This window comes from Saccharopolyspora hirsuta (genome assembly GCF_008630535.1).
Classification (GTDB): domain Bacteria; phylum Actinomycetota; class Actinomycetes; order Mycobacteriales; family Pseudonocardiaceae; genus Saccharopolyspora; species Saccharopolyspora hirsuta.
Map to the genome: position 1 here is coordinate 1 of NZ_VWPH01000004.1, position 24962 is coordinate 24962.

Sequence of the window (24962 nt, forward strand, 5' to 3'; positions counted from 1 at the left end):
CCTCGAAGTCCAGCGGCTTGCCCGCCGACATCATCGGCCTGACCGCACCCAGCGCGACACCACCGTCGTCCTCGCGCTTGAAGTAGATGTTGAAGAACGCGCTGAACCGGTGCCAGGCGATGCCCATGGTGATGATCCGCGCGATGACCATCAGCCAGATCATCGCCGAGAGGATCTTGAACGCGGCGAAGACCGACACCGCCGCAGTGCTCGCGGGCAGGATCCCGCCCAGCGCGTGGGTGACCGGCGCAGCCCACACCGGGGCTTCGAACAGGCCCGAAGCCTGCTTGAACGCCCGCAGGCCCATGATGCCGATCCCTTCGAGGACCACCACGGCCTCGACGAAGTAGGCCTGCCCGAAGTTGGAGCCCAGGAACCGCGACACCCGATCCGCGCGCCGCGGGTGGTTGACCTGCCGGACCCCGATCAGCCAGAAACCGCCGAGGACCGTGCCGATCCCGAGCAGCTCGACCACCAGGTTCCACACCGGCCAGGTGCCGATCAGGGGCAGGTGGGACGGCGGGTGGAACACCTCGAAGTAGGCCTCCAGCACCGTCAGGCTCAGCCCGATGAACCCGGCCATCACCAGCCAGTGCGCGACGCCGACGTGCCCCCACTTCAGCATCCTGGTGTGGCCCAGGACCTCCACGACCACGTTCCGCAGGCGCGCCGCGACCGGGCCCGTGCGGGTCGGGTCCGGCTGGCCGATCCGGATGGACGACACCATCCGTCGAACGGTCCTGACCACCATCACCACCGCGACGACCGTCGCGGCGAGGCAGATCAGCCCCAGCACGAGCTGCAGGGCACCCATGTCACGGCCCCTCTCCTCGATGTTCTGCCGGTTGCACGTCGTCCGGAGGGGCGGAGCAGCGTTCCACGCCGATTCTCCTCACCGCTCGACACCGCAGCCAGCGGGGTTCACCGGCCGTCGTGGGAGGCGGCCGTCGTGCCGCCGAGGGGCATCGGGGGCAGGCCGAGCTTGCGGTGGTCCCAGGACCGCGTGCGGTCGACGTGCAACCGCACCGCGACGCGCTTGTGGAGCATCGTCTCCACCAGCGGCTTGACCTCCTCGCCGTACGGACCGTGGTAGCGCTCCCACATGTCCACCCCGACGGTCCAGAGCGCCTCGGCGTCGTCGACGAGCTCGGCCCGCCCTTCCATCGAGACGCCGCGCAGCACGTCGTAGGTCAGGCCGTCCTCGATGAGCACGGTGACCCTCGGGTCGCGGCGGATGTTGACCGCCTTCTGCGCCTTGGCCTTGGTCTCGAACCACAGGGTGCCGTCGACGACGGCGAACCACATCGCGACCGCGTGCGGGTGCCCGCTCGGGCCGAGCGTGATCAGCGTGGCGGTGCGCTGGGCGGACACGAAGGCGGCGATCTCCTCCGGTGTCATCTGGACTTCGGACCGCTGGTTGCGTCCCACTGCTCCCCTCCCTGCTCCGCGGGTTCGTCCCGGAGGTCCCGGCCGCGGGTCTCGGCGATCAGCAGCACCGCGGTGGTGCTGATCCCGACCGCGACCACGATGATCCAGCTCAGCGGCAGGCTCGACCCGCCGGTGGCCGCCACCAGCGCGGCGGCGGCCATCGGGGTGAACCCGGCGCCGAGCAGGCTGGCCACCTGGTAGCCGAGGGACACCCCGGTGTAGCGGACGCGGGTGCCGAACATCTCGGACAGCATCGGGGCCAGCGGCGCGTACATCAGGTTCTGGAAGACCTGGGCGATCACCAGCGCGGCGGTCATCGCCGCCACCGAGCCGGTCCCGACCAGGGCGTACATCGGGAAGGCGAAGGCGACCGCGCCGATCGCCCCGGCCAGCAGCACCCGGCGCCGCCCGACGCGGTCGGACAGCGCCGAGAACAGCGGGATGCCGACGAGCCCGGTGAGGCTGATCAGCAGGTGGGCCCGCATGATGTCCGGCAGCTCGTAGCCGAGGCCGGAGGCGTAGGCCACGCTGTGCGACCCGATCAGGGCGGTCAGCGCGAACGGGCCGATGCCCGCCGCGCAGGCGAGCAGCACCGCGCGCGGCTTCTTGAGCACCCGCACCAGCGGTACCGGCTCCCGCGCGCGGACCTTCCCGGCCGCGACGGCTTCCCGGAACAGCGGGCTCTCCACCACGCTGAGCCGGACGTAGAGCCCGAGGACGAGCAGCGCCGCGCTGGCCAGGAACGGGATCCGCCAGCCCCACGCCAGGAACTGGTCCTTGGGCAGCAGCGTCACCAGCGCCACCGCACCGTTGGACATCAGCGACCCGAGCGGTGAGCCCATCTGCATGATGCCCACCCACGCACCGCGCCGCCGCGGGTCGGCGTGCTCGATGACCATCAGCGCGGCTCCGCCGTACTCACCGCCCACCGCGATGCCCTGCACGACGCGCAACAGCACGAGCATGATCGGCGCGGCCAGCCCGAAGGTCGCGTAGGTGGGCAGCACGCCGATGAGCACGCTCGCCACACCCATCAGCACCATGCTGGTCACCAGGGCGGACTTTCGGCCGAGCCGGTCGCCGAAGTGCCCGAACAGCAGGCCGCCGAGCGGCCGCGCCACGTACCCGGCCGCGAGGGTGCCGAAGGCCGCGATCGTCGAGGCGGCCGGGTTCGACGCCGGGAAGTACAGCGTGCCGAAGACCAGCGCGGCCATCGTGCTGTAGAGCAGGAAGTCGTAGTACTCGATGACGGTGCCGAGCAGGCCTGAGACGGCCACCCTGCGCACCTGACGAGCGCGATCGCGCTCCTCCTCCGCCCCGGGAGCAACCGGTTCCCGCCCCGCCATCGGCACCACCGCTCTCCCGGGCAAACCAAGCGCTTGCTCGATGCAAGCTACGCACCCGCTCACCCCCGGTCAAGACCCGGAACCGGCCGGGCACCAACGAGATCCGCGCCCGGTCAGCCGGTCGGCGGTGCTCCGAAGCTCTGCAGGCGTCCCTGCTTGACCATGAGCAGGTGCACGCCGATCGCGCAGAGCGCGACGAAGCCCGCGATGCAGAGCATCACCTCGGTGAATCCCGCGATGATGGCCTCGCGCCCGGTGGCCCCCGAGGAGCGCAGCACGCCCACGACGATCGGCACGACGACGCCCAGCCCCAGCCCCATGCCGAACTGGCCGACCGCGGGCTTGACCGCGCCGACCGAACCCACCATCTCCGCGGGCGCGGCGGACATGATCACCGCCGACTCGGAGTTCTGCGCCCACATGATCCCGAAGCCCACGACGAACGCGCAGACGCCGAAGTACCAGGAGCCGGTGGTCGTGCGCACCAGCCCGAGCAGCAGGATGCCCAGCGCGATCGTGAGCAGGCCGCTGGTGAAGATCGTGCGGGCGCTCAGGTGCAGGCGCTTCTGCGCCTCGCCCGCCGCGAGGGTGCCGAACAGCATCCCCACCGACATCACGGTCAAGGCGATCGAGACGACGAAAGCGCTGCGGCCCAGCACGCTCTCGAGCACGGTCGGCAACTGCATCGCGATCACGCCGTTGGCGAAGTTGAACACGATCCCCACCACGCAGGCCGCGGTGAAGGCGGGCACCGCGAACAGCCGGATCGGGAAGCCGGGCTGAGCGCTGCGCGCCTCCCAGAGCGCGAACGCGGCCAGCAGCACCACCGCCAGCAGCAGACCGCCCAGCACCACGGGATTGCCCCAGCCGAGCTCGCCCGCCAGCGTGAACCCGCCCATCAGGCAGATCAGCGCCACGGCGGCGAGCGCGACGCCGACGACGTCGAAGCGCCGCGGGTGCGCCGCCCGGCTCTCCGGCACCGCCAGCGCGCCGAACGCGGTGAACGCCACGGCCAGGACCGGGATGATCAGGCAGGTGGCGCGCCAGCCCAGCGCGGCCTGCAGGGCACCGCTGCCGAGCGTGCCGAGCACGCTGATCGCCGACTGCACCCCCAACCACGCGCCGAACACCCGTGGCAGCTCCTCGGGCCGGAACAGCGTCGGCAGGATCGCCAGGCTCATGCCGAAGCTCGCCGCCGTGCTCACCCCCATCACCATGCGGCCGAACACGTAGAGCCCGGCCACCGGGGCGGTCGCGCACAGCACCCCGCCGACGGCCATGCCGAGCGTGCCGACCAGCAGCACGCGGCGTCGTCCGCGCAGGTCGCCGAGGATCCCGATCCCCAGCATGGCCGCCGCGAGCAGCAGCGTGCCGACGCTGGAGGCGAAGGACCGCACGCTCGGGTCCATGCCGAGCTCCCCGGCCACCTCGGGCAGCGCCAGCGAGTTCAGCGTGGGGTCGAGCACCTGCAGGGCGGACAGCAGCGACAGGCCGACCAGCGCGTACGCGCGCCGGTGGTGGCTGTCGGCCACCTTCACCGGCCACCGCTGCGGGACCGGCGTGTCCGGCGCGCTCGGCATCCCGCTCACCGCTGGAAGGTGCAGCGGCCGTCGAGGTAGGTCGCGCGGACCGGGATGTCGCCGATCTCCTCCGGCGGCACGGCGTGCGGGTCGGCGTCCAGGACGACCAGGTCCGCCCGCTTGCCGACCGCCAGCGACCCCACTTCGTGCTCGGCGAAGAGCTGCCAGGCGGCGTCGATCGTCTCGGCCCGCAGCGCCTGCTCGACCGTGATCCGGTGCTCCGGTCCGATGACGCGCCCGCTGCGGCTGGTGCGGGTGACGGCGACCTGGACGTTGCGCAGCGGTTCCGGCGGGGTGACGGGCGAGTCGTTGTGGAACGAGATCGGCACCCCGGCCCGCAGCGCGGCTCCCGCGCAGGTCCACGACTCGGCGCGGGCCCCGAACAGCCCGTCCACCAGCACGTCGCCCCAGTAGTACAGGTGGTCCACGAAGAGGCTGCAGGTCACGCCCAGCCGCGCGGCGCGCCGGTACTGCTCGGGGGTCATGGCACCGCAGTGCTCCAGCCGCAACCGCGCGTCCGTCCGCTCCGGGTGCGCGGCGAGCGCTTCCTCGAACACGTCCAGCACCATCTCGACCGCCTCGTCGCCGTGCACGTGGCAGGCGATCTGCCAGCCGGGCGGGAAGTAGGCCCCGACGACCTCGGTGAGCTGCTGGCGGGTGTAGTTGGTGCCGCCGCGGTGCCCCGGGGACAGCCCCATCGCGCGGGTCTGCGGGGTGTCCAGGTACGGGAAGCTGGTGGCGATGTTGCCGACCCACGGCGACCCGTCGGCCCAGATCTTGATCCCGACCTGCTGGAACATCGGTTCGTCGCGGTCCTCGCCGGGAACGACGTCCGTGCGCTTCTCGGGCACGCTCACCTCGTAGACCCGCATCCGCACCTTCGCCTCGCCGGAGCGGCAGAAGGCCTGGACGCGCTCGCGGGCGTCGCGGCGGAACCCCAGGTCCGCGACGGTGGTGATGCCCGCCCGCGCGAGCCGGTCGTGCTCGTGGCGCATCAGGGCGGCGAAGTTGTCCGCGTTCGGCGGGCGGATCGCGCCGCCGAGCACCATCGCGGTCGCGGGCGCCTCGAAGGCCGCGCCGGTGGGCTCCCCCGCGTCGTCGCGCTCGAACCGGGATCCGAACGGGTCCGGGGTGTCCCGGGTGATCCCGGCTCGCTCGATCGCCAGCGTGTTGCCCCAGGCGCTGTGCCCGCTGTTGTGCATCACCGAGAGCGGGAGGTCGGGGCTGAGCTCGTCCAGGAAGTCCCGGCCGATCGTCGGCAGGCCCTCCTGCAGCAGCGGGTCCCAGCCGAACGCCCCCACCCAGGAGCCGGGTTCGGCGGTGGCCACCGCTGCTCGCAACCGGGACAGCACCTCCTCGGCGGTCGCGCAGGTGACCGGGCGGATGTCCAGGACGTCCGGACCGGCGATCACCATCTCCAGCGTGGGATGCCCGTGCGCCTCGACGAAACCCGGCAGCACCGTCCGGCCGCCGAGCCGGACGAGCTGGGTACCCGGGCCGCACCAGCGCTTCACCTCCTCGTCCGAGCCGACCGCGGCGATCCGGCCGCCGGACACCGCGAGCGCGCTCGCGCGCGGCTGGCCGGTCGTCATGGTGAGCACGTTCCCGCCGATCAGGACGAGTTCCGCTTCGGGCATCGGCCACCTCTCCCGGTTGGAAACGCCAGCACCACCGATCCTGTCCGCCAACCGGCCCGCACGCACCCGGAACCGTTCGTCCACATAGGACCAGAAGAGCGCGCGACCCGCCCGTTCCGCAGCGTGAACCGGCGATGCGCCAGCAACGGCCACCCGGCACACCACCGCAGGTCGGAGCGGTCGGTGTCGCGCAAACGGACGCAGGGGCTTGATCCAGGTGGCGGGAGTCACACATAATCCGTCGTTAACTTCCGTTAACACGGGTGGGCCCGGCCCGCCTCCGCGCATCGCCGGGAGGACGCGGTGAACGCAAGCACTGCCCAGGCCAGCCGTGCGGTGCGCGCCGAGATCGCGTCGTCCTGGCGCCGCGCCACGCTGAGCGGGCTGCGACCGGAGTCGCCGCTGGACCGGTTGACCATCGCCGAGATCGACCCCCGCAGCAGGCTCCTGGTGGCGGCCACCCCGGTGCTGGACGAACTCGCGGTGCGGCTGACCGGCACCACCTTCTGCGTCGCGCTCGCCGACAGCGCCTGCCGGATCGTGGACCGCCGGTTCACCGACGTGCGCACCGAGCGGGCGCTGGACCGGATCAGCGCGGTCCCGGGCGCGCAGTTCACCGAGGACATCGCGGGCACCAACGCGCTGGGCACGCCGCTGGAGGTCATGCGAGGCGTCACCGTGCACGGGCGGGAGCACTTCGTCGAAGCGCTGAAGATGTTCAGCTGCTACGGCCACCCGATCCGCAACCCGGTGACCCGGCGGATCGAAGGCGTCCTGGACATCACCGGCGTGGGCCCCGAGGCGAACCCGCTGTTCGCGCCGCTGCTGCAGCGCGCCGTCGAGGACATCGAGCAGCGCCTGTGGGAGGGCGCGCGGCAGTCCGAGAAGCGGCTGCTGCAGGCGTTCCAGCACGCCACCCGGCGGCGGTGCCGGGCGGTGGTCGCCTTCGGCGACGAGGTCGTGCTGAGCAACCGGGCGGCCCTCGACCTGCTGGAGCCCTCGGACCACGCGGTCCTGCGCGACATCGCCGAGACCGCGCCCACCTCCGGCGAACTCTCGCGCGACCTGGTGCTGGGGTCGGGCGCGCCGGTCAGCCTGCGCGCGCTGAAGGTCGGCAGCGCGCCGGACGGCGTGCTCGTCGAGCTGACGCCGCGCACCCGCACCCGGGTTCCGCGCGGTCGCACCACCGGACCACGCAGGTCCACTCTGGACAGTCGGCTGGCGGAGCTGCGGGCTTGCGGCGAACCGGTGCTCATCGCCGGTGAACCGGGCTCCGGGCGCACCCGCGCCGCGCACCTCGTCGTCGGCCCCCGCGCGGACGTCCTCGACGCCGCGGACCTGGTCGTGCTGGGCGAGCGGGAGTGGGCCGAGCGGCTGGACTCGGCGACGGCGGACGCGCTGATCGTCGAGCGGATCGAGCTCCTGCCCGACGCGCTGTGCGCCCGGCTGGCCCGCAGGCTCGCGGAGCGACCGCGCGTGGTGCTCACCTCCGCCCCGCAGTCCGACCTGCCCGACGGGGTGCGCAGCGCGGCCGCGATCTGCCCGGCCCGGGTGGACCTGCCGCCGCTGCGCAACCGGGACGACGAGTTCGCCGGACTGGCCCGCGCGATGCTCGCCGAACTCCGCCCCGGGGCCGATCTGCGGATCACCCCGAGCGCGCTCGAGGCGCTGATCGCGCAGCCGTGGCCGGGAAACCTGCGCGAGCTGCGCGGAGTCCTCCGGGTGACCGCCGAACACCGCACGACCGGCGACATCACCGTCACCGACCTGCCCGCCGCCTACCGCAACACCGGGCGCGGCGCGCGGCTGACCGGGCGCGAACGCGCCGAGCGGGACGCCATCGCCGAGGCGCTGCGGGTCACGGGCGGCAACAAGGTGCACGCCGCGCAGCGCCTCGGCATCAGCCGCACCACCCTGTACAGCCGGATGCGGGCCTTCGGCCTGCCGCGCTGAGGTGTGCAGAAGTTGAACAGTTGACGAGCCGCTCCGTCCGCGATCATGAGCCGGGTCACGACGACGCGAGGAGGCCGGGTGGCAGCGGTCGGAGGACGCCGAGGACCGCCGGCCGCCGCGGCGGCCGGTCGCCGGGTGCGGACGCGGGGCCCGCACCGGGCGGCCGAGCGGCTCGACGTCGGATCGGCGGGACCCTCCCGTTCGGCGGTTCCGCGCGAGCCGGTCGACGGCGTGCACTGGGAGCTGGAGCCATCGACCGCAACACCCGGACCAAAGCAGTCAACGTCGCTGTGATCGGAGGCCGGAATTGAAGACGAAGGCAGCAGTCCTGCGGGATGTCGGCAAGCCGTTCGAGATCGTCGAGCTGGACCTCGACGGCCCGCGGGAGGGCGAGGTGCTGATCAAGTACACCGCCGCCGGGCTGTGCCACTCGGACCTGCACCTCACCGACGGCGACCTGCCGCCGCGCTTCCCGATCATCGGCGGCCACGAGGGCGCCGGGGTCATCGAGGAGGTCGGGCCGGGCGTCACCAAGGTCAAGCCCGGCGACCACGTGGTGTGCAGCTTCATCCCCAACTGCGGCACCTGCCGCTACTGCTCCACCGGCAGGCAGAACCTCTGCGACATGGGCGCGACGATCCTGCAGGGCTCGATGCCCGACGGGTCCTACCGGTTCCACGCCGACGGCGAGGACATCGGCGCCATGTGCATGCTCGGCACCTTCTCCGAGCGGGCCACCATCTCGCAGCACTCGGTGGTGAAGGTCGACGACTGGCTGCCGCTGGAGACCGCGGTCGTGGTCGGCTGCGGGGTGCCCAGCGGCTGGGGCACGGCGGTCAACGCGGGCAACGTCCGCGCCGGGGACACCGTGGTCATCTACGGCATCGGCGGGCTGGGCATCAACGCCGTGCAGGGCGCGGTGCAGGCGGGTGCCAAGTACGTCGTGGTGGTCGACCCGCTGGAGTTCAAGCGGGAGAAGGCGCTGGAGTTCGGCGCCACCCACGCCTTCGCCGACGCCGACGAGGCGCAGGCGAAGATCACCGAGCTGACCTGGGGCCAGGGCGCGGACGCGGCGCTGATCCTGGTCGGCACCGTGGACGAGACCGTGGTGGCCAAGGCGACCGCGGCGATCGGCAAGGGCGGCACCGTGGTCATCACCGGGCTGGCCGATCCGGCCAAGCTCACGGTGCACGTCTCCGGCGCCGACCTGACGCTGAACGAGAAGACGATCAAGGGCACCCTGTTCGGCTCGTCCAACCCGCAGTACGACATCGTGCGCCTGCTGCGCCTCTACGACGCCGGGCAGCTCAAGCTGGACGAGCTGATCACGACCCGCTACAGCCTCGAACAGGTCAACGAGGGCTACCAGGACCTGCGCGACGGCAAGAACATCCGGGGCGTGATCGTGCACGACTGAGAGACGCCGCGCGGACCGGCCCACCGACCAGGGCTTGCGCAGTCCAGCCGATCCGCGTGACGCACGAAGGGGCCGAGCCCGCCGCGCGACTGCAGCCGCGCGGCGGGCTCGCTGTGTTCTCCGGCGCCGCAACCCACCGCCACGCGAAACCAGCTGCGCCGGACGGGGAAACCCGTGTGGTCGCGATCATGAACGTCTCCCCCGCGCACCGCCTCGTGCACCTGCACCGGGGATAATGGGCGTCGCTGCGCGCCGTGCGGAGCGGTGGAGGATGCCGAGATGACCGAGGGGACCGGGGCGGCCGCCCGGCGGCGGAACCTGCGGGACACCATCACCCTGGTCTGCGTGCTGGCGCTGGCCCCGCTGGCCCCGGCCGCCGTCCTGGTGAACCGGGTCGCGGACCGCCTGTCGTGCTCCGACGGCGAGCTCACCGTCGTCGGATCGGCCGTCTACGAACCGGTCCTGCGGAAGGCGGCCGAGGACTACGCGGCGACGTGCCCCGGCAGCCGGATCCGGATCGACACCGGAGGGTCGGCCGAGGGGCTGCAACGCCTGGTCGCCGAGGTGGAGGCGCTGGACCGGGGCCAGGACGACCGCACCCGCCCCGAGCTGCTGGCCATCTCGGACGGTCCTCGCGGCCGCGACCTCCCGCACCTCAGGGAGAAGCTGTTCGCCTCGGCCGTGTTCACCTTCGTGGCCAACCCGGCGGCCGGGGTGAGCGACCTCTCCCGGCAGCAGATCAGGGACATCTACGCCGGGCGCATCACCTCGTGGGCGCAGGTCGGCGGGAACGACGTGCCGATCGCCGTCGCCGACCTCGGCGACAGCAGCGCGAAGCGGATCCTCCGCTACCGGATCCTCAACGAACCCGAAGCCGCCTGCGAGAACCCGTCCGACGGCTCCTGCCAGCCGCGGGCCGACTCGCTGCGCAGCGTCGCGGAGAACCCGGGCGGGTTCGGCTTCGCCGAGGTCGGCGCGGCCGCCGACCACCCCGGCGTGCGCCCGCTGCGGATCGACGGCGAGCCCGCCCCGGAGGAGGCCACCGGCATCGGGCGGTACCCGTTCCGGCAGGCCGGGTACGGCTACACCTACGACGACGCCCGCTCCGGTTCGCTGGCGACCGGTTTCCTGAACTACTTGGTGAACAACCCGAACGATCGCTGACACCGCTGGGGCGCAGCGCGTTCGGCGCTAGCGGATGTCGCTGCAGATCACCGCGACCGGGCAGTGCGCCCGGTGGAGGACTCCGGAGGCGACCGAGCCGAGGAGCAGCGCGGCGAACAGGCCCTTCCGGTTCCGGTGCCCCACGACGAGCAGTTGCGCTTCGCGCGCGCGTTCGGTCAGCGCCGCGACGGGGTGGCCGCGCGGGGTGTGCCTGCGCACCGCGACGTCCGGGTACTGCTCGCGCCACCCCGCGAGCTGGGTGCGTAGGCTGCGCTCGGCCTCTCCCCTGGCTTCGGCCAGCTCCTCCGGTGGTGCCAGCACCACTGAGCCCTCCGCGCCCGGGGCCTCCCAGACCTGCATCACCGCGAGCTCCGCCCTGCGGGCCGCTGCCGCTTCGAAGGCGAACTGGAGGACGTGCTGGCCGTGCGGGGTGCCGTCCACGCCCACCAGCACCGGACCGCTGCCGCTCCGGTGTTCGCGGACGACCACGACCGGGCAGCGGGCGTGCATGGCGACCTTGGTGCTCAGCGAGCCCAGCAGCATCCCGCGCCCGCGCGCGCCCAGCACCAGGAGCTGGGCGCGTTCGGAGCACCGGATCAGCTCGGTCGCCGGTCGGCCGCAGGCGATCTCCGCGCTGACCTCGGTCGCCAGGTTCGTGCTGCGGAACCGATCTGCGATGCTCCCGGCCGCGCTGTCGTCGATGACGACGATGCGCACCGCCGCCCCGCGGAGCTCTGCTTCCCCGACCGCCCACGCCAGCGCTGCGACGGACTGCTCGGAGCCGTCCACACCGACGACCACGGGTTGCTCCGCGCGCATGCGACCCCCTCGATCGTCGATAATCGGACAAATCGACCACAGCGATGCGCCCAGGATCGCAGAACCAACGCCGTCGAGCCCATCATCAGGGCTTCTGACCAGCCGTTATCGCCGCCTGCGGCGCGCGGCTTCGGCGAGGACCGCCAGGCAGTCCGCGGTCGTGGGCCAGTCCAGGCAGCCGTCGGTGACGCTGACGCCGTAGCGCAGCGGCTCCGCCCCGACGTCCTGGCAGCCCGCCCCCAGGAAGGACTCGATCATCACCCCGCGCAGTCCCCGGTTCCCGGCCGCGACCTGCATCGCCAGGTCGTCGACCACGCCCGGCTGACGCCGGTGGTCCTTCCCGCTGTTGCCGTGCGAGGCGTCCACCACCACGCCGGTCCCCAGGCCCGCGGCGTCGAGCTGGTCGAGCGTCGCACCGACGGACCCGGCGTCGTAGTTGGGCCGCGCACCCCCGCGGAGCACGACGTGGCAGGCGGAGTTCCCGGCACCGACCACCACCGAGGGCGCTCCGCTGATCGCCATGCCGGGGAAGGTGTGCGGTGCTCGCGCGGCGCGCACGGCCGCGATCGCGACGTCGACGTCCCCGGTCACCGCGTTCTTCATGCCGACCGGCATCGGCAGCGCCGAGGCGAGCTGGCGGTGCGGCTGGGAGGCGACCGTGCGCGCGCCGAGCGCACCCCAGGACACCAGGTCGAGCACGTACGGGGCGAGGAACGGGTCCACGAACTCGTAGGCCAGCGGGAGGCCGGTGGCCGCCGCGCGGACCAGGAAGTCGCGGCCGATCGCCAGCCCGGCGGCCAGGTCGCCCCGGCCGTCCAGGTGCGGGTCGTGCAGCAGACCCTTCCAACCGACCGAGGTGCGCGGCTTCTCCAAGTAGGCGCGCAGCACCACCAGGAGGTCCTGATCGTGCGCGGCAGCGGCCTTCGCCAGCTCGTGCGCGTAGTGCAGCCCGGCCTCCGGGTCGTGCACGGAGCACGGACCGACCACGACCAGCAGCCGGTCGTCGACGCCCTCGACGATCTCCCGAACCGCTCGCCGGTGCGCCGCCACCTGGCTGCGCAGGCGCTCGTCGCACGGGAACCGCTCGGCCAGTTCAGCAGGCGTGGGCAGCGGCCCCAGGACCTGCGCCGAGCCGTCCGGCCACGCCGGGGCGGACGGTTCGTCGACAACGGGCAGGTCGAGGGGTACTGCGGATCCAGCCATGCCGACGAGCTCCTCCTCCGTCGTGAGTCCTCCAGCGGCCGATTCCACCAAGCCGCTTGGGTTAGCCTAACCTAAGCAAGGCGGCGGCAGCGCCCGAGTGATCAAAGGCACGAAGGGGACCTGCCCGATCCACTGTGGACTTCCGAACGGGCTCAGCGCCGCAACGAGCACGTCAGCGGGTCGCGGTCGCCGCCGAGGAGGATCACCTGACCTCCGTCGGCCGCGGCCGTGCAGGCGATCTGGTCGACGGCCAGCAAGGAACTGCTGGTCGAGCAGCTGGCCGGGCGGTGTCCACACGAACAGCGCGCAGATCGCGCCGAGACCGATCAGGCACGCCGACGCCGCCAGGAGCAGCCCGTTCCCGTTGTGCGCGACCCGGATCGGGCGCGTCGGTTCCAAAACCACCCGGCCAGCATCGCCCGGTGATGTCCGCGCCAGGTGCTGGTCATGTCATGGTTCTGTCACGAAGCCCGGACGCGCTGCCCGCCTTATCGTCGACGTCGGAGGTGTGAGGGCGCCTGGTGGCCCCCGCGGTCTTCAAAACCGACGTGGCCGAGTACCTCGGTCAGGCGGGTTCGATTCCCGTCCACCTCCGCTCCCCGTCGGCGGTGGTTCAGCGCCGCGCCCGCAGTCCCCCGATGAGCAGGTCCAGGCCGAACTCGAAGAGCCGGGCGAAGTCCGTGCTGGTGAGCGCGGGCAGGCTGGCCGCGAGGTGCGGGTACGTCCCGGTCGCCACCGCCTCGGCGAGGACGTCAGGGCTGCTCGCCTGCTGGAGGGCGGCCTGCTCCTCCAGGGTGTGGCCCACGGTGAAGTTGACCACGGTGTAGAGCGCCCGCGCCGCGTCGTCGTCGGAGAAACCTGCTGCACGCATGACGCCGACGACCGCGTCGGCGAAACCCAGGACGTTCTCCCCCGTCGAGTGCGTACCGGCGAACACCCGCGCACCATCGCGACGGGCGAGCAGGGCTGTGCGCATCGCGCGGGCCAGGGCCGCCAGCTGATCGCTCCAGTCGCCGCTGCGCGCCGCGGCGTCCGCGACGCCGTCCATCATGCGCTCGGCCATCGCCGCCAACAGGTCCTGCTTGGTGGCGAAGTACCGGTACAGCGCACCGGCCTGCGCGTCCATCGCATCGGCGAGCCGCCTCATGGTCAACGCGTCGAGCCCTGACCGGTCCAGCAGGTCGAGGGCGGTCTGCAGGGTGCGCGCGCGGTCGAGTCGCGGGGGCCTGCCCCGGGCCGGTCTTGACGGGGAGCTCATGGACGTCACTATAGTGAACATCGTTCACGTGAACGCTGTTCACAAATCTGAGGAGGACGACACCGATGGACGTCGATGTGATCGTCGTTGGCGCGGGGCCGACCGGGCTGATGCTCGCGTGCGAGCTCGCGCTGGGCGGTGTGCGGACCCGGGTCCTGGAGCGCCGCGCCGAGCCGCAGCGGAACTCGCGGGCGCTCACGCTGCACCCGCGCAGCCTGGAGCTCTTGGACCAGCGCGGGTTGCTCGACCGGTTCCTGCCGCTCGGCCGGACCGCGCCCGGCTGGCACTTCGCCCAGCTCCCCACCCACCTGGACTTCTCCGCGCTGGACTCCCGGCTCGGCTGCACGCTCTTCCTCGCCCAGGCCCGCACCGAGGCCCTGCTCGCGGAGCGGGCCCGCGAGCTGGGCGTGGAGATCCGGTACGGATCCGAGCTCGTCGATCTGAGCCAGGACAGCGACGGCGTCGAGGCGCAGGTGCTGGGCCGCCGGGGCGTCGAGACCCACCGCGCTCGGTTCGCGGTCGGGTGCGACGGCGGGCGCAGCCGGACGCGGGAGGCTGCCGGGATCGGCTTCCCGGGCACGGACGAAACCCTCACCGGTGTGCTCGGCGACTTCGCCGCGATCGACGACGACCCGGCGGTCCTCGGTGCCGCCCGGGCTCGCGGCGTCCTGGTCGCACCGCTGGAGGGCGGTCTGACCAGGCTGGTCTACCTGGATCCGGAGCGGATGCGGGTGCCGTCCCGCGAGCCCGTGACCCTGGAGGAGTTCCGCGCGTCCCTGATCAGGGTGTGCGGCTCGGACTGCGGCGTCGCCGAGCCCCGTTGGCTCTCCCGCTTCGGCAACGCCACCCGCCTCGCGGAGCGCTACCGCTCCGGCCGGATCCTGCTGGCGGGCGACGCGGCCCACGTGCACTTCCCCGCGGCGGGCCAGGGGCTGAACACCGGCCTCCAGGACGCCGTGAACCTCGGCTGGAAGCTGGCCGCCGCGGTCAACGGCTGGTCACCGCCCGGGCTGCTGGACAGCTACCACGACGAGCGCCACCCGGTCGGCCGGGCGGTTACCGAGAACACCGAGGTGCAGACGCTGCTCGCGGAGCTGACGCTGGTCCCGCAGTACCAGCGGCCCGGTGCGGCGCTGCGCGAACTCCTCGACGACCTCCTGAGCATCGAAGAGGTCAACCGCAGGCTCGCGGCCCAGGTTTCCGCGCTCGGCACCGCCTACCCGCCGACGAGCCCCGACGCCGATCCGCTGGTGGGACGGCGAATGCCCGACATCGGGCTGAGCGCCACCGCGTCCGGGGCGACGCGGGTCTACGAGCTGCTGCCCGAGGGCCGGTTCGCGCTTCTCGACTTCGCGGGCGATCCGGAGCTCGGGACGGGCTGGAGTTCCCGCGTCAGCGCCGTCTCCGTCTCGAAGCTGGACGACCACGCGGATCTGGACGGCGTGATCGAGGTCCTCGTGCGTCCCGACGGCCACATCGCCTGGGCCACGCGCACCGCCGACATCGCTGCTCGCCGCGACGAGCGGCACGAGGCGCTTTCCGCCTGGGCCGGAACACCGTCCTGAGCACCGCCGGGCGACCGGCGTCATGCCCGACCGGCCGGGACGATGAGGTAGGAAATCCCGCCGGTACCGCTCTTGACCTCGCCGTTCTCGTCCTTCCGCTTCGTCCGCAGCCAGACGTTCTCGAACTGCTCGCGCGGGTAGACGTTGCGCACCGCGGCGTCGTCGGACGACGCCGGGTCGTTGACGACGACATCGCCGTTCTCGGTGAACCCGACGAGGACCATGATGTGGCCCTCGGTGCCGTATCCCGCGCCGTCTAGCTCGCCCTCCCGGAACGATTGCGAGGTGATCAACGGGATGCCGCTGCGGATGTACTGCTCGGCCTCGGCCAACGACCGCAGGCGGGTGATGCGCGCTTCCAAACCGTAGGTGGCGGCGTAGGCGGCGTTGAACGACCAGTTGCCGGTGCCGTCGTAGGCGTGGTCGAAGGTCTGCCTCGCGGCGTGGTCCACCACCCGGTCCGGGTGGTCCGGGTCGATCCAGGAGAGATCCGCTTCCGACGGGTGCTTTCCCCAGTACTCCACGACCATCTGCGTGGAAGCGGGGCTGCACCACGCCTCGCCGCCCCCGCCGTACTGCGGGTAGTGTCCTTTGTGGATGTTCTGCGAGTAGCGCGGCACCGGGAGCTCGACGCCCCACGCCCCGCCGGGCCCCGAGGTGGGGACGTCGAACCGGTCCGGGATCGCCGAGGCCATCGCGCCGACCAGCGACAGCGCGGGCGACGCGGAGGTGCCGACGGCCCGGTGGAGGGTGACGCGCAACTGGTAGCCGACCAGCTCCGCACCGGGGTTCGCGGTGAAGGTGTCCACCGAAACCGCCCCTTGCGCGTCGGACTGGCCGTCGACGCTGGTGCGGTGGATGTCGGCGTCCCCCGACGCCCACCGGCCCATCACGTACCAGCCGGTGTCCGCGCCACCGGCGGTGCGCCCCCGCATCTCCACCTGCACCCAGGTGCCCGGCGGCGTCGCGGCGTTCCACGAGGTCACCAGCTCGGTGGCGGGGAAGCCGAGCCGGTGCAGCGGCGAGGTCCACCTGGCGTACTCGTAGTCGCGGAGCCCTCCGTCCGGCGCCGGGTGCTGGACGGTGCCGAGCGGACTGCCGATCTGGACGGTGTCCCCGTCGACGCTGGCCCCCTCGGCCGCGCCCGCCCGGAAGTCCGGCGCGGAGCTCCACTCGTGGAAGTCGACCTCGGCCTGCGGCGCGGGCTCCCCGCACCCCACCGCGGCCAGCGCCAATGCACCCACGACAGCGGTGAGCACTATCGTCCTGCGCATACCGACACCCCGCTCGCTCCACCGCACCGCTGCGGTCCGTCCCGACGAGTTCGGACCTCAGGTTCGCACGACTCACCCGGCTCCACTCGAAGAACGCGCTTCCCACCGCGGTCCGAGGCGCAGCACCCTCCACTGTGGCCGGATCAGGCTGCTGGGCCATCTGCCGGATCGCTCGTTGCGACACTGGGCACGTGCGTGAACGATGTCGGCCCGCACGGCCGTGGTCCTCCTAAGCGCTTTGCGCGCATCCGACGACCACCAACGCGGAGGACCGCCATGACCACGCGACACCGCATCGCCGCGGGCACCCTCGCTCTCGGCCTGAGCATCGCCAGCATCACCGTTCCACCTGCCTCGGCCGACATCCCGCCGCCGGAGGCGGGCTGGACGCTGACCTTCGGCGACGACTTCACCGGCGGCGCGGGCACCCCGCCCTCGCCGGACTGGATCGTCGACACCGGCACCTCCTACCCGGGCGGCCCGGCCAACTGGGGCACCGGCGAGATCCAGACCTACACCGGCGACCCGGCCAACCTCGCCCACGACGGCAACGGGAACCTGCGGATCACCCCGCTGCGCGACGACGCGGGCAACTGGACCTCGGCGCGGATCGAGACGCAGCGCGCCGACTTCAAGGCCGCGGAGGGCGGCGCGCTGCGCATCGAGGCGCGCCTGCAGGTCCCCAACACCACCGGCGAGGCCGCGCTCGGGTACTGGCCCGCGTTCTGGGCGCTGGGCTCGCCCTACCGCGGGAACTACTGGAACTGGCCCGGGATCGGCGAGTTCGACGTGATGGAGAACGTCAACGGCAAGAACGAGACGCACGGCGTCCTGCACTGCGACGTCAGCCCCGGTGGTTCCTGCAACGAGACCGAAGGGCTGGGCGGCAGCCGCCCGTGCCCCGGCGAGACCTGCCAGGCCGGTTTCCACACCTACCGCTTCGAGTGGGACCGCACCGGCGAGACCGAGGAGCTGCGCTGGTACGTCGACGGCGAGCAGTTCCACTCGGTGAGCGAGGCGCAGATCAGCCCGGAGGGCTGGGCGAACATGACCTCGCACGAGGGCTTCTTCCTGCTGCTCAACGTGGCGATGGGCGGGGCCTTCCCGGACAAGGACGCCGGTTTCGCCACCCCGACCGCGGCCACCGAGCCGGGCCACCCGATGCTGGTCGACTACGTGGCCGTCTACAACCGCTGATGCACCCCGGGGCCCGGCCCAGCACCGGGCCCCGGTCGAGCTAGACGACGATGCTGCGCTCGATGGCTCCGGTGGCGAACTCGACCAGCCGCTCCGGGCGGACGCGGCTCTGCCGGGCACCGCCGAGCAGCAGGTCGTCCGCGACGCCGACCAGCGCATCCCACACCCAGTGCGGCAGGGCCGGGTCGTCGACCAGGGTCTGCCCGCGCACCTCGGCCGCCTCCCGCAACGCACCGGCCAGCGCGTCGAGGGTCTCCCGGTACACCGTCGCCGAGGTCACCACGCCCTTGCTGCGCCTGCCCCCGGCCAGGACCTTCGCCTCCCACTGCGGCGCGGACCGGCCGAGCCGCCGCCACAGCTCGGTGATCTCCGGCAGCACCTCCCGCAGGATCCCGGCGATGCCGATCCCCCGGTCCACCTCCGCCAGCGCGGCCTGCACCCGCTGGAGCCGACGGGCGGTCAGCGCGACGAAGACGTCCTCCTTGCCGCTGAAGTACTGGTAGACGGTACCGGCGCTGACCCCGGCACCCGCCGCGATCGCGCGCACCGTCAGCGCCGCGTAGCCCGACTCCTCCAGCAGCTGCTCCGCGGAGGCCAGGATGTCGTGCCGCCGCCGCTCGGCGTCACCCCGCGCGGCCCGGTCCGGCTCGCCCCTCACTGCCATGCCCCGACCCTAGCGCAGCGCTGAACAACGTTCATTCCGAGTATTGAACGTTGTTCAATCTGCCGCTACCGTCGCCTCACGACGACGTGAGCGACCCGACGGGGGTGGCGCCGTGCTCGACCATCTGGACCGGCTGGAGTCCGAAAGCATCGACGTGTTCCGGGAAGCCGTCGCCGAGGGCGAGCGCCCAGTGCTGCTCTACTCGATCGGCAAGGACAGCTCGGTGCTGCTGCACCTGGCCCGCAAGGCGTTCCACCCGGGGCCGCCGCCGTTCCCGCTGCTGCACGTGGACACCACCTGGAAGTTCCGGGAGATGATCGCCTTCCGGGACCGGACCGCGCGAGAGCTCGGGCTGAAGCTCATCGTGCACCGCAACCCGGACTGCCTGGCCCGCGGCATCAACCCGTTCGACCACGGCTCGGCGGTGCACACCGACCTGTGGAAGACCCAAGGCCTGCGCCAGGCGCTCGACGCCCACCGCTTCGACGTCGCGTTCGGCGGCGCCCGCCGGGACGAGGAGGCCTCGCGCGCCAAGGAGCGGATCTTCTCCTTCCGCACCGCCGAGCACCGGTGGGACCCGAAGGACCAGCGACCGGAGCTGTGGCGGCTGTACAACGCGCGGACCGGCCCGGGCGAGAGCGTCCGGGTGTTCCCGCTGTCCAACTGGACCGAGCTCGACGTGTGGCGCTACGTCGAGCGGGAGCGGATCCCGGTGGTGCCGCTGTACTTCGCCGCCGAGCGGCCCGTCGTGGTCCGGGACGGCACGCTGATCGTGGTCGACGACGACCGGATGCCGCTGGCCGACGGCGAGGTGCCCGAGCTGCGCACCGTCCGCTTCCGCACCCTCGGCTGCTACCCGCTGACCGGCGCCGTGCCCAGCCGGGCCCGCACCGTGCCCGAGATCGTCGAGGAGATGCGGACCGCGACCACCTCCGAGCGGCAGGGCCGCGTGATCGACCGGGACCGGTCCGGCTCGATGGAGCGCAAGAAGCAGGAGGGGTACTTCTGATGGCCTCGACCACCGACCTGCTGCGGTTCATCACCTGCGGCAGCGTCGACGACGGCAAGAGCACGCTGATCGGCCGACTGCTGCACGAGTCCGGCGCGCTGCCCACCGATCAGCTGGCCGCGCTGACCGCCGACTCCGAGCGCCACGGCACCCGGGGCCCCGAGCTGGACTTCGCGCTGCTGGTCGACGGCCTGGCCGCGGAGCGCGAGCAGGGCATCACCATCGACGTCGCCCACCGGTACTTCGCCACCGGGCGGCGGCGGTTCATCGTCGCCGACACCCCCGGCCACGAGCAGTACACCCGCAACATGGTCACCGGTGCGTCCACTTCGGACGCGGCGGTGATCCTGCTCGACGCGCGCAAGGGCCTGCTCACCCAGACCCGCAGGCACACGAACCTGGTCGCGCTGCTGGGCATCCGGCACGTCGCGCTCGCGGTGAACAAGCTCGACCTCCTGGACTACTCCCAGGACGTCTTCGACGAGATCAGCGCGGAGTACCGCGCGTTCGCCGCGGGCTTGGACCTCACCGACGTCACCTGCGTCCCGGTGTCCGCGGTCGAGGGCACCAACGTGGTCGCCCGGAGCTCGCGAACCCCGTGGTACCGCGGCCCGGCGCTGCTGGAGTGGCTGGAGTCCGTCGAGGTGGGGGACGGCGCGGACGCGGGCCCGGCGCGGCTGCTCGTGCAGTGGGTGAACCGCCCGACCGAGGCCTTCCGCGGGTTCTCCGGGCGGGTGCTGCGCGGCACCCTCCGGCGGGGTGACCGGGTCCGGGTGGTCCCGGGCGGCCAGGAGTCCGCGGTGGAGCGGATCGTGACCATGGACGGCGATCTGCCGGAAGCGGTCCGCGGGCGGTCGGTCACCGCGGTGCTGGCCGACGAGGTGGACGTCAGCCGGGGCAGCGTGCTCGCGGCGGAGACCCCGGCCGAGGCCGCTGATTCGTTCCGGGCGCACCTGGTGTGGCTGGACGAGCAGGAGCTGCGGCCCGGCGCGCCGTACCTGGCGAAGTTCGGCGCCAGCACCGTCGGGATCACCGTCGACCGCCCGCACCACCTGATCGACGTCAACACCCAAGCGCACCAACCCGCGACGACGGTGCGGTGCAACGAGATCTGCTCGGCTGACGTGCACCTCGACCGCCCGGTGCCCTACGAGCCGTACCGGGTGAACCGCGATCTCGGCTCGTTCATCCTGGTGGACCGGGTGAGCAACCGGACCGTCGGCGCCGGGCTGGTCGACCGCGCGCTGGACCGCTCGGCCGACGTGCGGTGGCAGGCGGTGACCGTGGACAAGGCGGCGCGCTCCGCCCGCAACGGCCACCGCCCCTGCGCCGTGTGGTTCACCGGCCTGTCCGGGGCGGGCAAGTCGACCGTCGCGGACCTGGTGGAGCGCGAGCTGCACCGCCTCGGCGCGCACACCTTCCTGCTGGACGGCGACAACGTCCGGCACGGCCTGAACGGGGACCTCGGCTTCACCGCCGCGGACCGGGTGGAGAACGTCCGCCGCATCGCCGAGGTGGCCGCGCTGATGGTCGACGCCGGGCTGATCGTGCTCGTCTCCGCCATCTCCCCGTTCCGCGCCGAGCGCGCGCTGGCCCGGAGCCTGGTCGAACCCGGCGAGTTCTGCGAGGTGCACGTGGACGTCCCCCTGGCGGTCGCCGAACGACGCGACCCGAAAGGTCTCTACGCCAAAGCCCGCCAGGGCGAGCTGCCCGACTTCACCGGCATCGACTCACCGTACGAGCCACCACGAGAACCAGAACTGCGACTGGACACATCCACCTCGAGCGCCGAGAAGTCGGCCGGAGCAGTGCTCGCGAAGCTGCGCGCGATGGGCGTGATCGAGTCTTGAACATCGCCCGTTTTCGCGTAGCGTGAACCTAGAACGCGTTCTACCCGGGAGTCGTCATGAGCAACCCCGCGTCAACGCCAGCCCCGCCCAACCGCAACTCGACCTCCGACGCGACCACCACGAACCTCGGACTGGCAAAGGACTGGTCCGAGTTCTGCCGGGCGCTGGAGCGCGCCGGGGAGGTGGTGCTGCGCGACGCCGCCCCGGACACCCCGCTGGACCGGGCGGAGGGGTTCCGCTACCTGAGCCGCCTCACCCGCGAGATGCTCTACTCCTGCGTGGACAACGCGGATCCGGACTTCCCGCGGCTGCACGAGCTGGACCTGGTCAAGATCGGTGCCGACAACCCCGACAACGTGTACCTGTCGGCCAACATCCGCGGCGACCGCAGCTACCGGATCACCGGGAAGCGCGGCACCATCGCCTACTTCAGCATCGGGTCCAAGGCCAACCGGTACGCCAAGGACGGCACGATGGCCTCCACCGGCGAGCTGACCGACGCCGACCTGGTCGTGGAGCCCGACGGGACCGTCGAGATCATCGCCAGCGCGACCGAGCAGGGCCGCAACTGGCTGCCGCTGGCACCGGACTCCACCGGCCTGGTGGTGCGGCAGACCTACCTGGACCGCAGCACCGAAACGCCCGGTCAGTGGCACATCGAACGGCTCGACGCCCCGGCCGGTCCGGCCCCGCTGTCCCCCGAGTTCCTGGTCGGCGCGCTGCGCCGGGCAGCGCTGTCGGTGCACGGCACCGCCGCGACCTTCGCGGACTGGACCGAGCTGTTCATGACCAGGCCCAACGAGCTGCCGGACTTCGGCCAGGAGATGTTCCAGCGGGCCGGGGGCGACCCGGAGATCTACTACCTGCACGGCTACTGGACGCTGCGCCCGGACCAGGCGTGGGTGATCGAGACGGAGGTGCCGGACTGCCCGTACTGGAACTTCCAGCTGAACAACTGGTGGATGGAGTCGCTGGACCACCGCCGCCGGATCTCGGTCAACAAGCACACCGCGACCCTCGACGGCGGGACGCTGACCATCGTCGTCGCCGACCGCGATCCCGGCGTCGGCAACTGGATCGACACCTGCGGCCACCGCAGCGGGACCGCGCTGCTGCGCTGGCTCGGCGCGGACGCGCACCCGATCCCGCGGTGCCGGGTGGTGGACCTGGACTCGCTGGCGAGAACCCCGTCGAGCACCGGAGAGGACCGATGACCGCAGAACTGCGCGTGGACGACCTGCTGGCCGCCGCGCGATCCAAAGCAGGGCTGTCCGAGTTCGGCGACGACTGGTTCCTCGAACCGCTGCGCGTGCTGGTCACCGCGCTGAACGGCGAGGCGCGGCTGTCCGAGCTCGGGCTGGAGCTGACCCGGCGCAGGCTCACCGCGCTGCTGGTGGACCGGCTGCGGCTGCGCGCCCTGCAGCGCGAGCACCCGGAGATCCACGACGTCGAACCGGTCGTGGCCGGGGTGATCTGCGGCCTGCCGCGCACCGGTTCCACGCTGCTGCACCGGCTGCTCGCCTCGTCGCCGAAGCTGACCGCCACGCTGTCCTGGGAGACCTCCTACCCGATCCCGTTCCCCGGCGAGGGCCCGGACGCGGCTGAGCGCAAGCACCGCGCGCAGCAGCGCATGAAGGCGTTCCTCGAGCTCTCACCGGACTTCGGGGACATCCACACGGTGCAGTGGGACGGCCCGGAGGAGGACGTGATCCTGGTCGACCGGTCGTTCACCTCGATGAGCTTCGACTCGTTCTACCGGGTGCCGAGCTACGGCGACTGGCTCCGCGCCGCGGACCAGCGCAAGGCCTACGCGGAGCTGCGCCAGTGGTTGCAGGTGCTGCAGTGGCAGGACCCGGCGCGGGCGGGCAAGCGGTGGGTGCTGAAGTCGCCGCACCACCTGACCGCGGTGGACACCGTGCTGGACACCTTCGACGGCTGCCGGATCGTCATGACGCACCGCTCCCCGGTGCGCGCGGTGCCGTCCTACGCCTCGATGGTGCGCACGATGTCCGCGCAGTACAGCGACGAGACCGACCCGGTCGCGATCGGCCGGTACTGGAGCGACCGGTTCACCGCGAGCCTGCGCGAGTTCGGCGCGGTGCGCGCGAAGCGCCCGGAGCGGTTCGTGGACGTCCAGTTCGACACCATGCTGACCCAGCCGGTCGCCGGTGCCCGCAGCGTGCTGGACGCGCTGGGACTACCGGCCGACGCCGCCGACGACGCGGCTTTTCAGTCCTATGTGGACCGCGATCGCCGGGAGCGGCACGCGGCCCACTCCTACACCGCGGAGGACTTCGGGCTCTCGCCGGAGCAGCTGGCGCAGGACTTCGCGTTCTACCAGGAGGTCCGCTCATGATGCTCGACGGCGAAGTGGTGGTCGTCTCCGGCGTCGGCCCGGGGCTGGGCGCCCGGCTGGCGGCCGGTGCCGCGGCCGAAGGCGCGAAGGTCGTGCTGGCGGCCCGGTCCACCGAGGTGATCGACCAGCAGGTGCAGCAGATCACCGACTCGGGCGGCGAAGCGCTCGGCGTGCCGTGCGACGTCCGCGAACCGGCCGACGTGGCCCGGCTGGTCGATGCCGCCGTCGACCGGTTCGGCACGATCACCGGGCTGGTCAACTCCGCCTACGGGCACCCCGGCTTCGCCGATCTGCTCGACACCCCGGAGAAGGCGGTCCGCCGCACGATGGACATCGTCCTGTTCGGCGCCCTCAACATGACCCGCGCCGTGGTCCCGCACATGAAGGCGGCAGGCCGCGGGTCGGTGGTCAACATCGGCACCATGACCACCCGCAAGCCGATGCGCGGCGAAGGCGGTTACGCGGTCGCCAAGGCGGCGATGTCGGCGGCGACCCGGTCGCTCGCGCTGGAGCTCGGCGAGCACGGCATCCGGGTCAACCAGGCCATCATGGGCTGGTTGGACGGCCCAGGCGTGCGGTTCTACCTGAAGATGACCGCGGACGAACGGCGGGTGGCCGAGCAGGAGGTCTACGACGAGATCGCCGCGCGCAACCCGCTCGGCCGCATCCCGACCGACGAGGACTGCGCGGGCCCGGTGCTGTTCCTGCTGTCCCGCCACGCCTCCGAGGTGACCGGCGCGACGCTGGACGTCAACGGCGGGGAGTACATGCCGTCATGAGCGAGCCGACCGTCATCGAGTCCGTCACCGTCGAGATCGGCGCCCCCGCCCGGTTCGTGTGGGACGTGCTGGTGGACTACGCGAGCTACCCGGAGTGGAACCCCTACACCGTGCAGGTCGCGACCACGCTCGAGGTCGGCGCACCGATCGACCTCACGCTGCCGAACCCGGACGGCGCGGCGGGCACCTTCGTCAACCGCGAGCACGTCCGCGTCGTAGACCCGCCGCACCACCTGCGCTACGACACCGGTGCGGAGATCCCCGGCATCTTCGCGGTCCGCGACCAGTGGATCACCCCGCTCGGCGAGCACCGCTGCAGCTACCGCACCACCGACGCGTTCAGCGGGAAGCACGCCGCCCGGATGCTGGAGACGACCGGCCCGTGGATCAAGGCCGGGTTCGACGCGGTCGCCCACGCCTTGAAGAAGCGGGCCGAGCAGCTCTGGGAAGCGTGACGGCGCCG

Annotated in this window: 20 protein-coding genes, 1 tRNA gene and 1 pseudogene; 12 read left to right on the forward strand and 10 right to left on the reverse strand. The window is 72.2% G+C overall.

The genetic code is table 11. From position 1 onward, the window contains the following. The 5 genes and pseudogenes from F1721_RS08785 to F1721_RS08805 form a co-directional block, all read right to left on the reverse strand. A pseudogene (locus tag F1721_RS08785) lies at window positions 1-814 on the reverse strand (Fe-S oxidoreductase); the annotation flags it as partial. A gap of 107 nt (window positions 815-921) precedes the next feature. Beyond that, complete coding sequence (locus tag F1721_RS08790; protein ID WP_170301415.1) at window positions 922-1428, reverse strand: pyridoxamine 5'-phosphate oxidase family protein; 507 nt, start codon at window positions 1426-1428, stop codon at window positions 922-924. Continuing rightward, window positions 1395-2705 (reverse strand): MFS transporter, encoded by a 1311-nt coding sequence (locus tag F1721_RS08795; protein ID WP_246154568.1) that lies wholly within the window; start codon window positions 2703-2705, stop codon window positions 1395-1397. Before F1721_RS08795 ends, F1721_RS08790 begins: the two co-directional genes overlap by 34 nt. 182 nt (window positions 2706-2887) lie before the next feature. Beyond that, window positions 2888-4354: an MFS transporter gene (locus F1721_RS08800; RefSeq protein ID WP_246154634.1), complete on the reverse strand. Its 1467-nt coding sequence runs from the start codon at window positions 4352-4354 to the stop codon at window positions 2888-2890. Between the two features lie 5 nt (window positions 4355-4359). Continuing rightward, window positions 4360-5991, reverse strand: a complete 1632-nt coding sequence (locus tag F1721_RS08805) for an amidohydrolase (protein ID WP_150066104.1) — start codon at window positions 5989-5991, stop codon at window positions 4360-4362. Window positions 5992-6294: 303 nt separating this feature from the next. Between F1721_RS08805 and F1721_RS08810 the strand changes: the two genes are divergently transcribed. The 3 genes from F1721_RS08810 (at window position 6295) to F1721_RS08820 (ending at window position 10525) form a co-directional block, all read left to right on the forward strand. Continuing rightward, on the forward strand, window positions 6295-7944 hold the full coding sequence (locus tag F1721_RS08810; RefSeq protein WP_211840391.1) for a sigma-54-dependent Fis family transcriptional regulator: 1650 nt from the start codon (window positions 6295-6297) through the stop codon (window positions 7942-7944). 307 nt (window positions 7945-8251) lie between these two features. Next, the gene (locus F1721_RS08815; protein WP_150066105.1) at window positions 8252-9361 is read left to right on the forward strand and encodes an NDMA-dependent alcohol dehydrogenase; all 1110 of its coding nucleotides are present in this window, start codon (window positions 8252-8254) and stop codon (window positions 9359-9361) included. Window positions 9362-9640: 279 nt separating this feature from the next. Further along, on the forward strand, window positions 9641-10525 hold the full coding sequence (locus F1721_RS08820; protein ID WP_150066106.1) for a PstS family phosphate ABC transporter substrate-binding protein: 885 nt from the start codon (window positions 9641-9643) through the stop codon (window positions 10523-10525). Window positions 10526-10552: 27 nt separating this feature from the next. Here F1721_RS08820 and F1721_RS08825 read toward each other — a convergent pair whose 3' ends face one another. After that, window positions 10553-11344: a universal stress protein gene (locus F1721_RS08825; RefSeq protein WP_150066107.1), complete on the reverse strand. Its 792-nt coding sequence runs from the start codon at window positions 11342-11344 to the stop codon at window positions 10553-10555. A gap of 105 nt (window positions 11345-11449) precedes the next feature. Beyond that, window positions 11450-12547 carry a 3-deoxy-7-phosphoheptulonate synthase gene (locus tag F1721_RS08830; protein WP_150066108.1) on the reverse strand — a complete coding sequence of 366 codons (1098 nt, stop codon included), beginning with the start codon at window positions 12545-12547 and terminating at the stop codon, window positions 11450-11452. Window positions 12548-13049: 502 nt separating this feature from the next. On the opposite strand from F1721_RS08830, the gene F1721_RS08835 reads away from it, so the two are divergent. Beyond that, a tRNA-Sec gene (locus F1721_RS08835) sits at window positions 13050-13142 on the forward strand. Between the two features lie 18 nt (window positions 13143-13160). Here F1721_RS08835 and F1721_RS08840 read toward each other — a convergent pair. Next, window positions 13161-13805, reverse strand: coding sequence for a TetR/AcrR family transcriptional regulator (locus tag F1721_RS08840; RefSeq protein WP_150066109.1), 645 nt, complete (start codon window positions 13803-13805; stop codon window positions 13161-13163). 65 nt (window positions 13806-13870) lie between these two features. On the opposite strand from F1721_RS08840, the gene F1721_RS08845 reads away from it, so the two are divergent. Then, window positions 13871-15370, forward strand: coding sequence for a monooxygenase (locus F1721_RS08845; RefSeq protein WP_150066110.1), 1500 nt, complete (start codon window positions 13871-13873; stop codon window positions 15368-15370). Between the two features lie 20 nt (window positions 15371-15390). Here the strand turns inward: F1721_RS08845 and F1721_RS08850 are convergent, their stop codons facing one another. Then, window positions 15391-16644: a C39 family peptidase gene (locus F1721_RS08850; RefSeq protein WP_150066111.1), complete on the reverse strand. Its 1254-nt coding sequence runs from the start codon at window positions 16642-16644 to the stop codon at window positions 15391-15393. 276 nt (window positions 16645-16920) lie between these two features. Between F1721_RS08850 and F1721_RS08855 the strand changes: the two genes are divergently transcribed. After that, window positions 16921-17841, forward strand: coding sequence for a glycoside hydrolase family 16 protein (locus F1721_RS08855; RefSeq protein WP_211840392.1), 921 nt, complete (start codon window positions 16921-16923; stop codon window positions 17839-17841). A 40-nt stretch (window positions 17842-17881) separates the two neighbouring features. Here F1721_RS08855 and F1721_RS08860 read toward each other — a convergent pair whose 3' ends face one another. Further along, entirely contained in the window at window positions 17882-18505 is a 624-nt protein-coding gene (locus F1721_RS08860; protein WP_150066112.1) for a TetR/AcrR family transcriptional regulator, read from the reverse strand. A gap of 112 nt (window positions 18506-18617) precedes the next feature. On the opposite strand from F1721_RS08860, the gene cysD reads away from it, so the two are divergent. Genes cysD through F1721_RS08890 form a run of 6 tightly spaced genes read left to right on the forward strand, consistent with a single transcriptional unit; the run spans window position 18618 to window position 24954 of the window. Further along, entirely contained in the window at window positions 18618-19514 is an 897-nt protein-coding gene (gene cysD, locus F1721_RS08865; RefSeq protein ID WP_150066113.1) for a sulfate adenylyltransferase subunit CysD, read from the forward strand. Then, window positions 19514-21364: an adenylyl-sulfate kinase gene (cysC, locus tag F1721_RS08870; RefSeq protein WP_150066114.1), complete on the forward strand. Its 1851-nt coding sequence runs from the start codon at window positions 19514-19516 to the stop codon at window positions 21362-21364. The genes cysD and cysC overlap by 1 nt, the downstream gene beginning before the upstream one ends. A 56-nt stretch (window positions 21365-21420) precedes the next feature. After that, complete coding sequence (locus tag F1721_RS08875) at window positions 21421-22578, forward strand: DUF1214 domain-containing protein (RefSeq protein ID WP_150066115.1); 1158 nt, start codon at window positions 21421-21423, stop codon at window positions 22576-22578. Beyond that, the gene (locus tag F1721_RS08880) at window positions 22575-23720 is read left to right on the forward strand and encodes a sulfotransferase family protein (RefSeq protein ID WP_150066116.1); all 1146 of its coding nucleotides are present in this window, start codon (window positions 22575-22577) and stop codon (window positions 23718-23720) included. The genes F1721_RS08875 and F1721_RS08880 overlap by 4 nt, the downstream gene beginning before the upstream one ends. After that, window positions 23717-24499, forward strand: coding sequence for an SDR family oxidoreductase (locus tag F1721_RS08885; RefSeq protein WP_150066117.1), 783 nt, complete (start codon window positions 23717-23719; stop codon window positions 24497-24499). Before F1721_RS08880 ends, F1721_RS08885 begins: the two co-directional genes overlap by 4 nt. Next, the gene (locus tag F1721_RS08890; RefSeq protein ID WP_150066118.1) at window positions 24496-24954 is read left to right on the forward strand and encodes an SRPBCC domain-containing protein; all 459 of its coding nucleotides are present in this window, start codon (window positions 24496-24498) and stop codon (window positions 24952-24954) included. Before F1721_RS08885 ends, F1721_RS08890 begins: the two co-directional genes overlap by 4 nt. Window positions 24955-24962 lie beyond the last annotated feature (8 nt).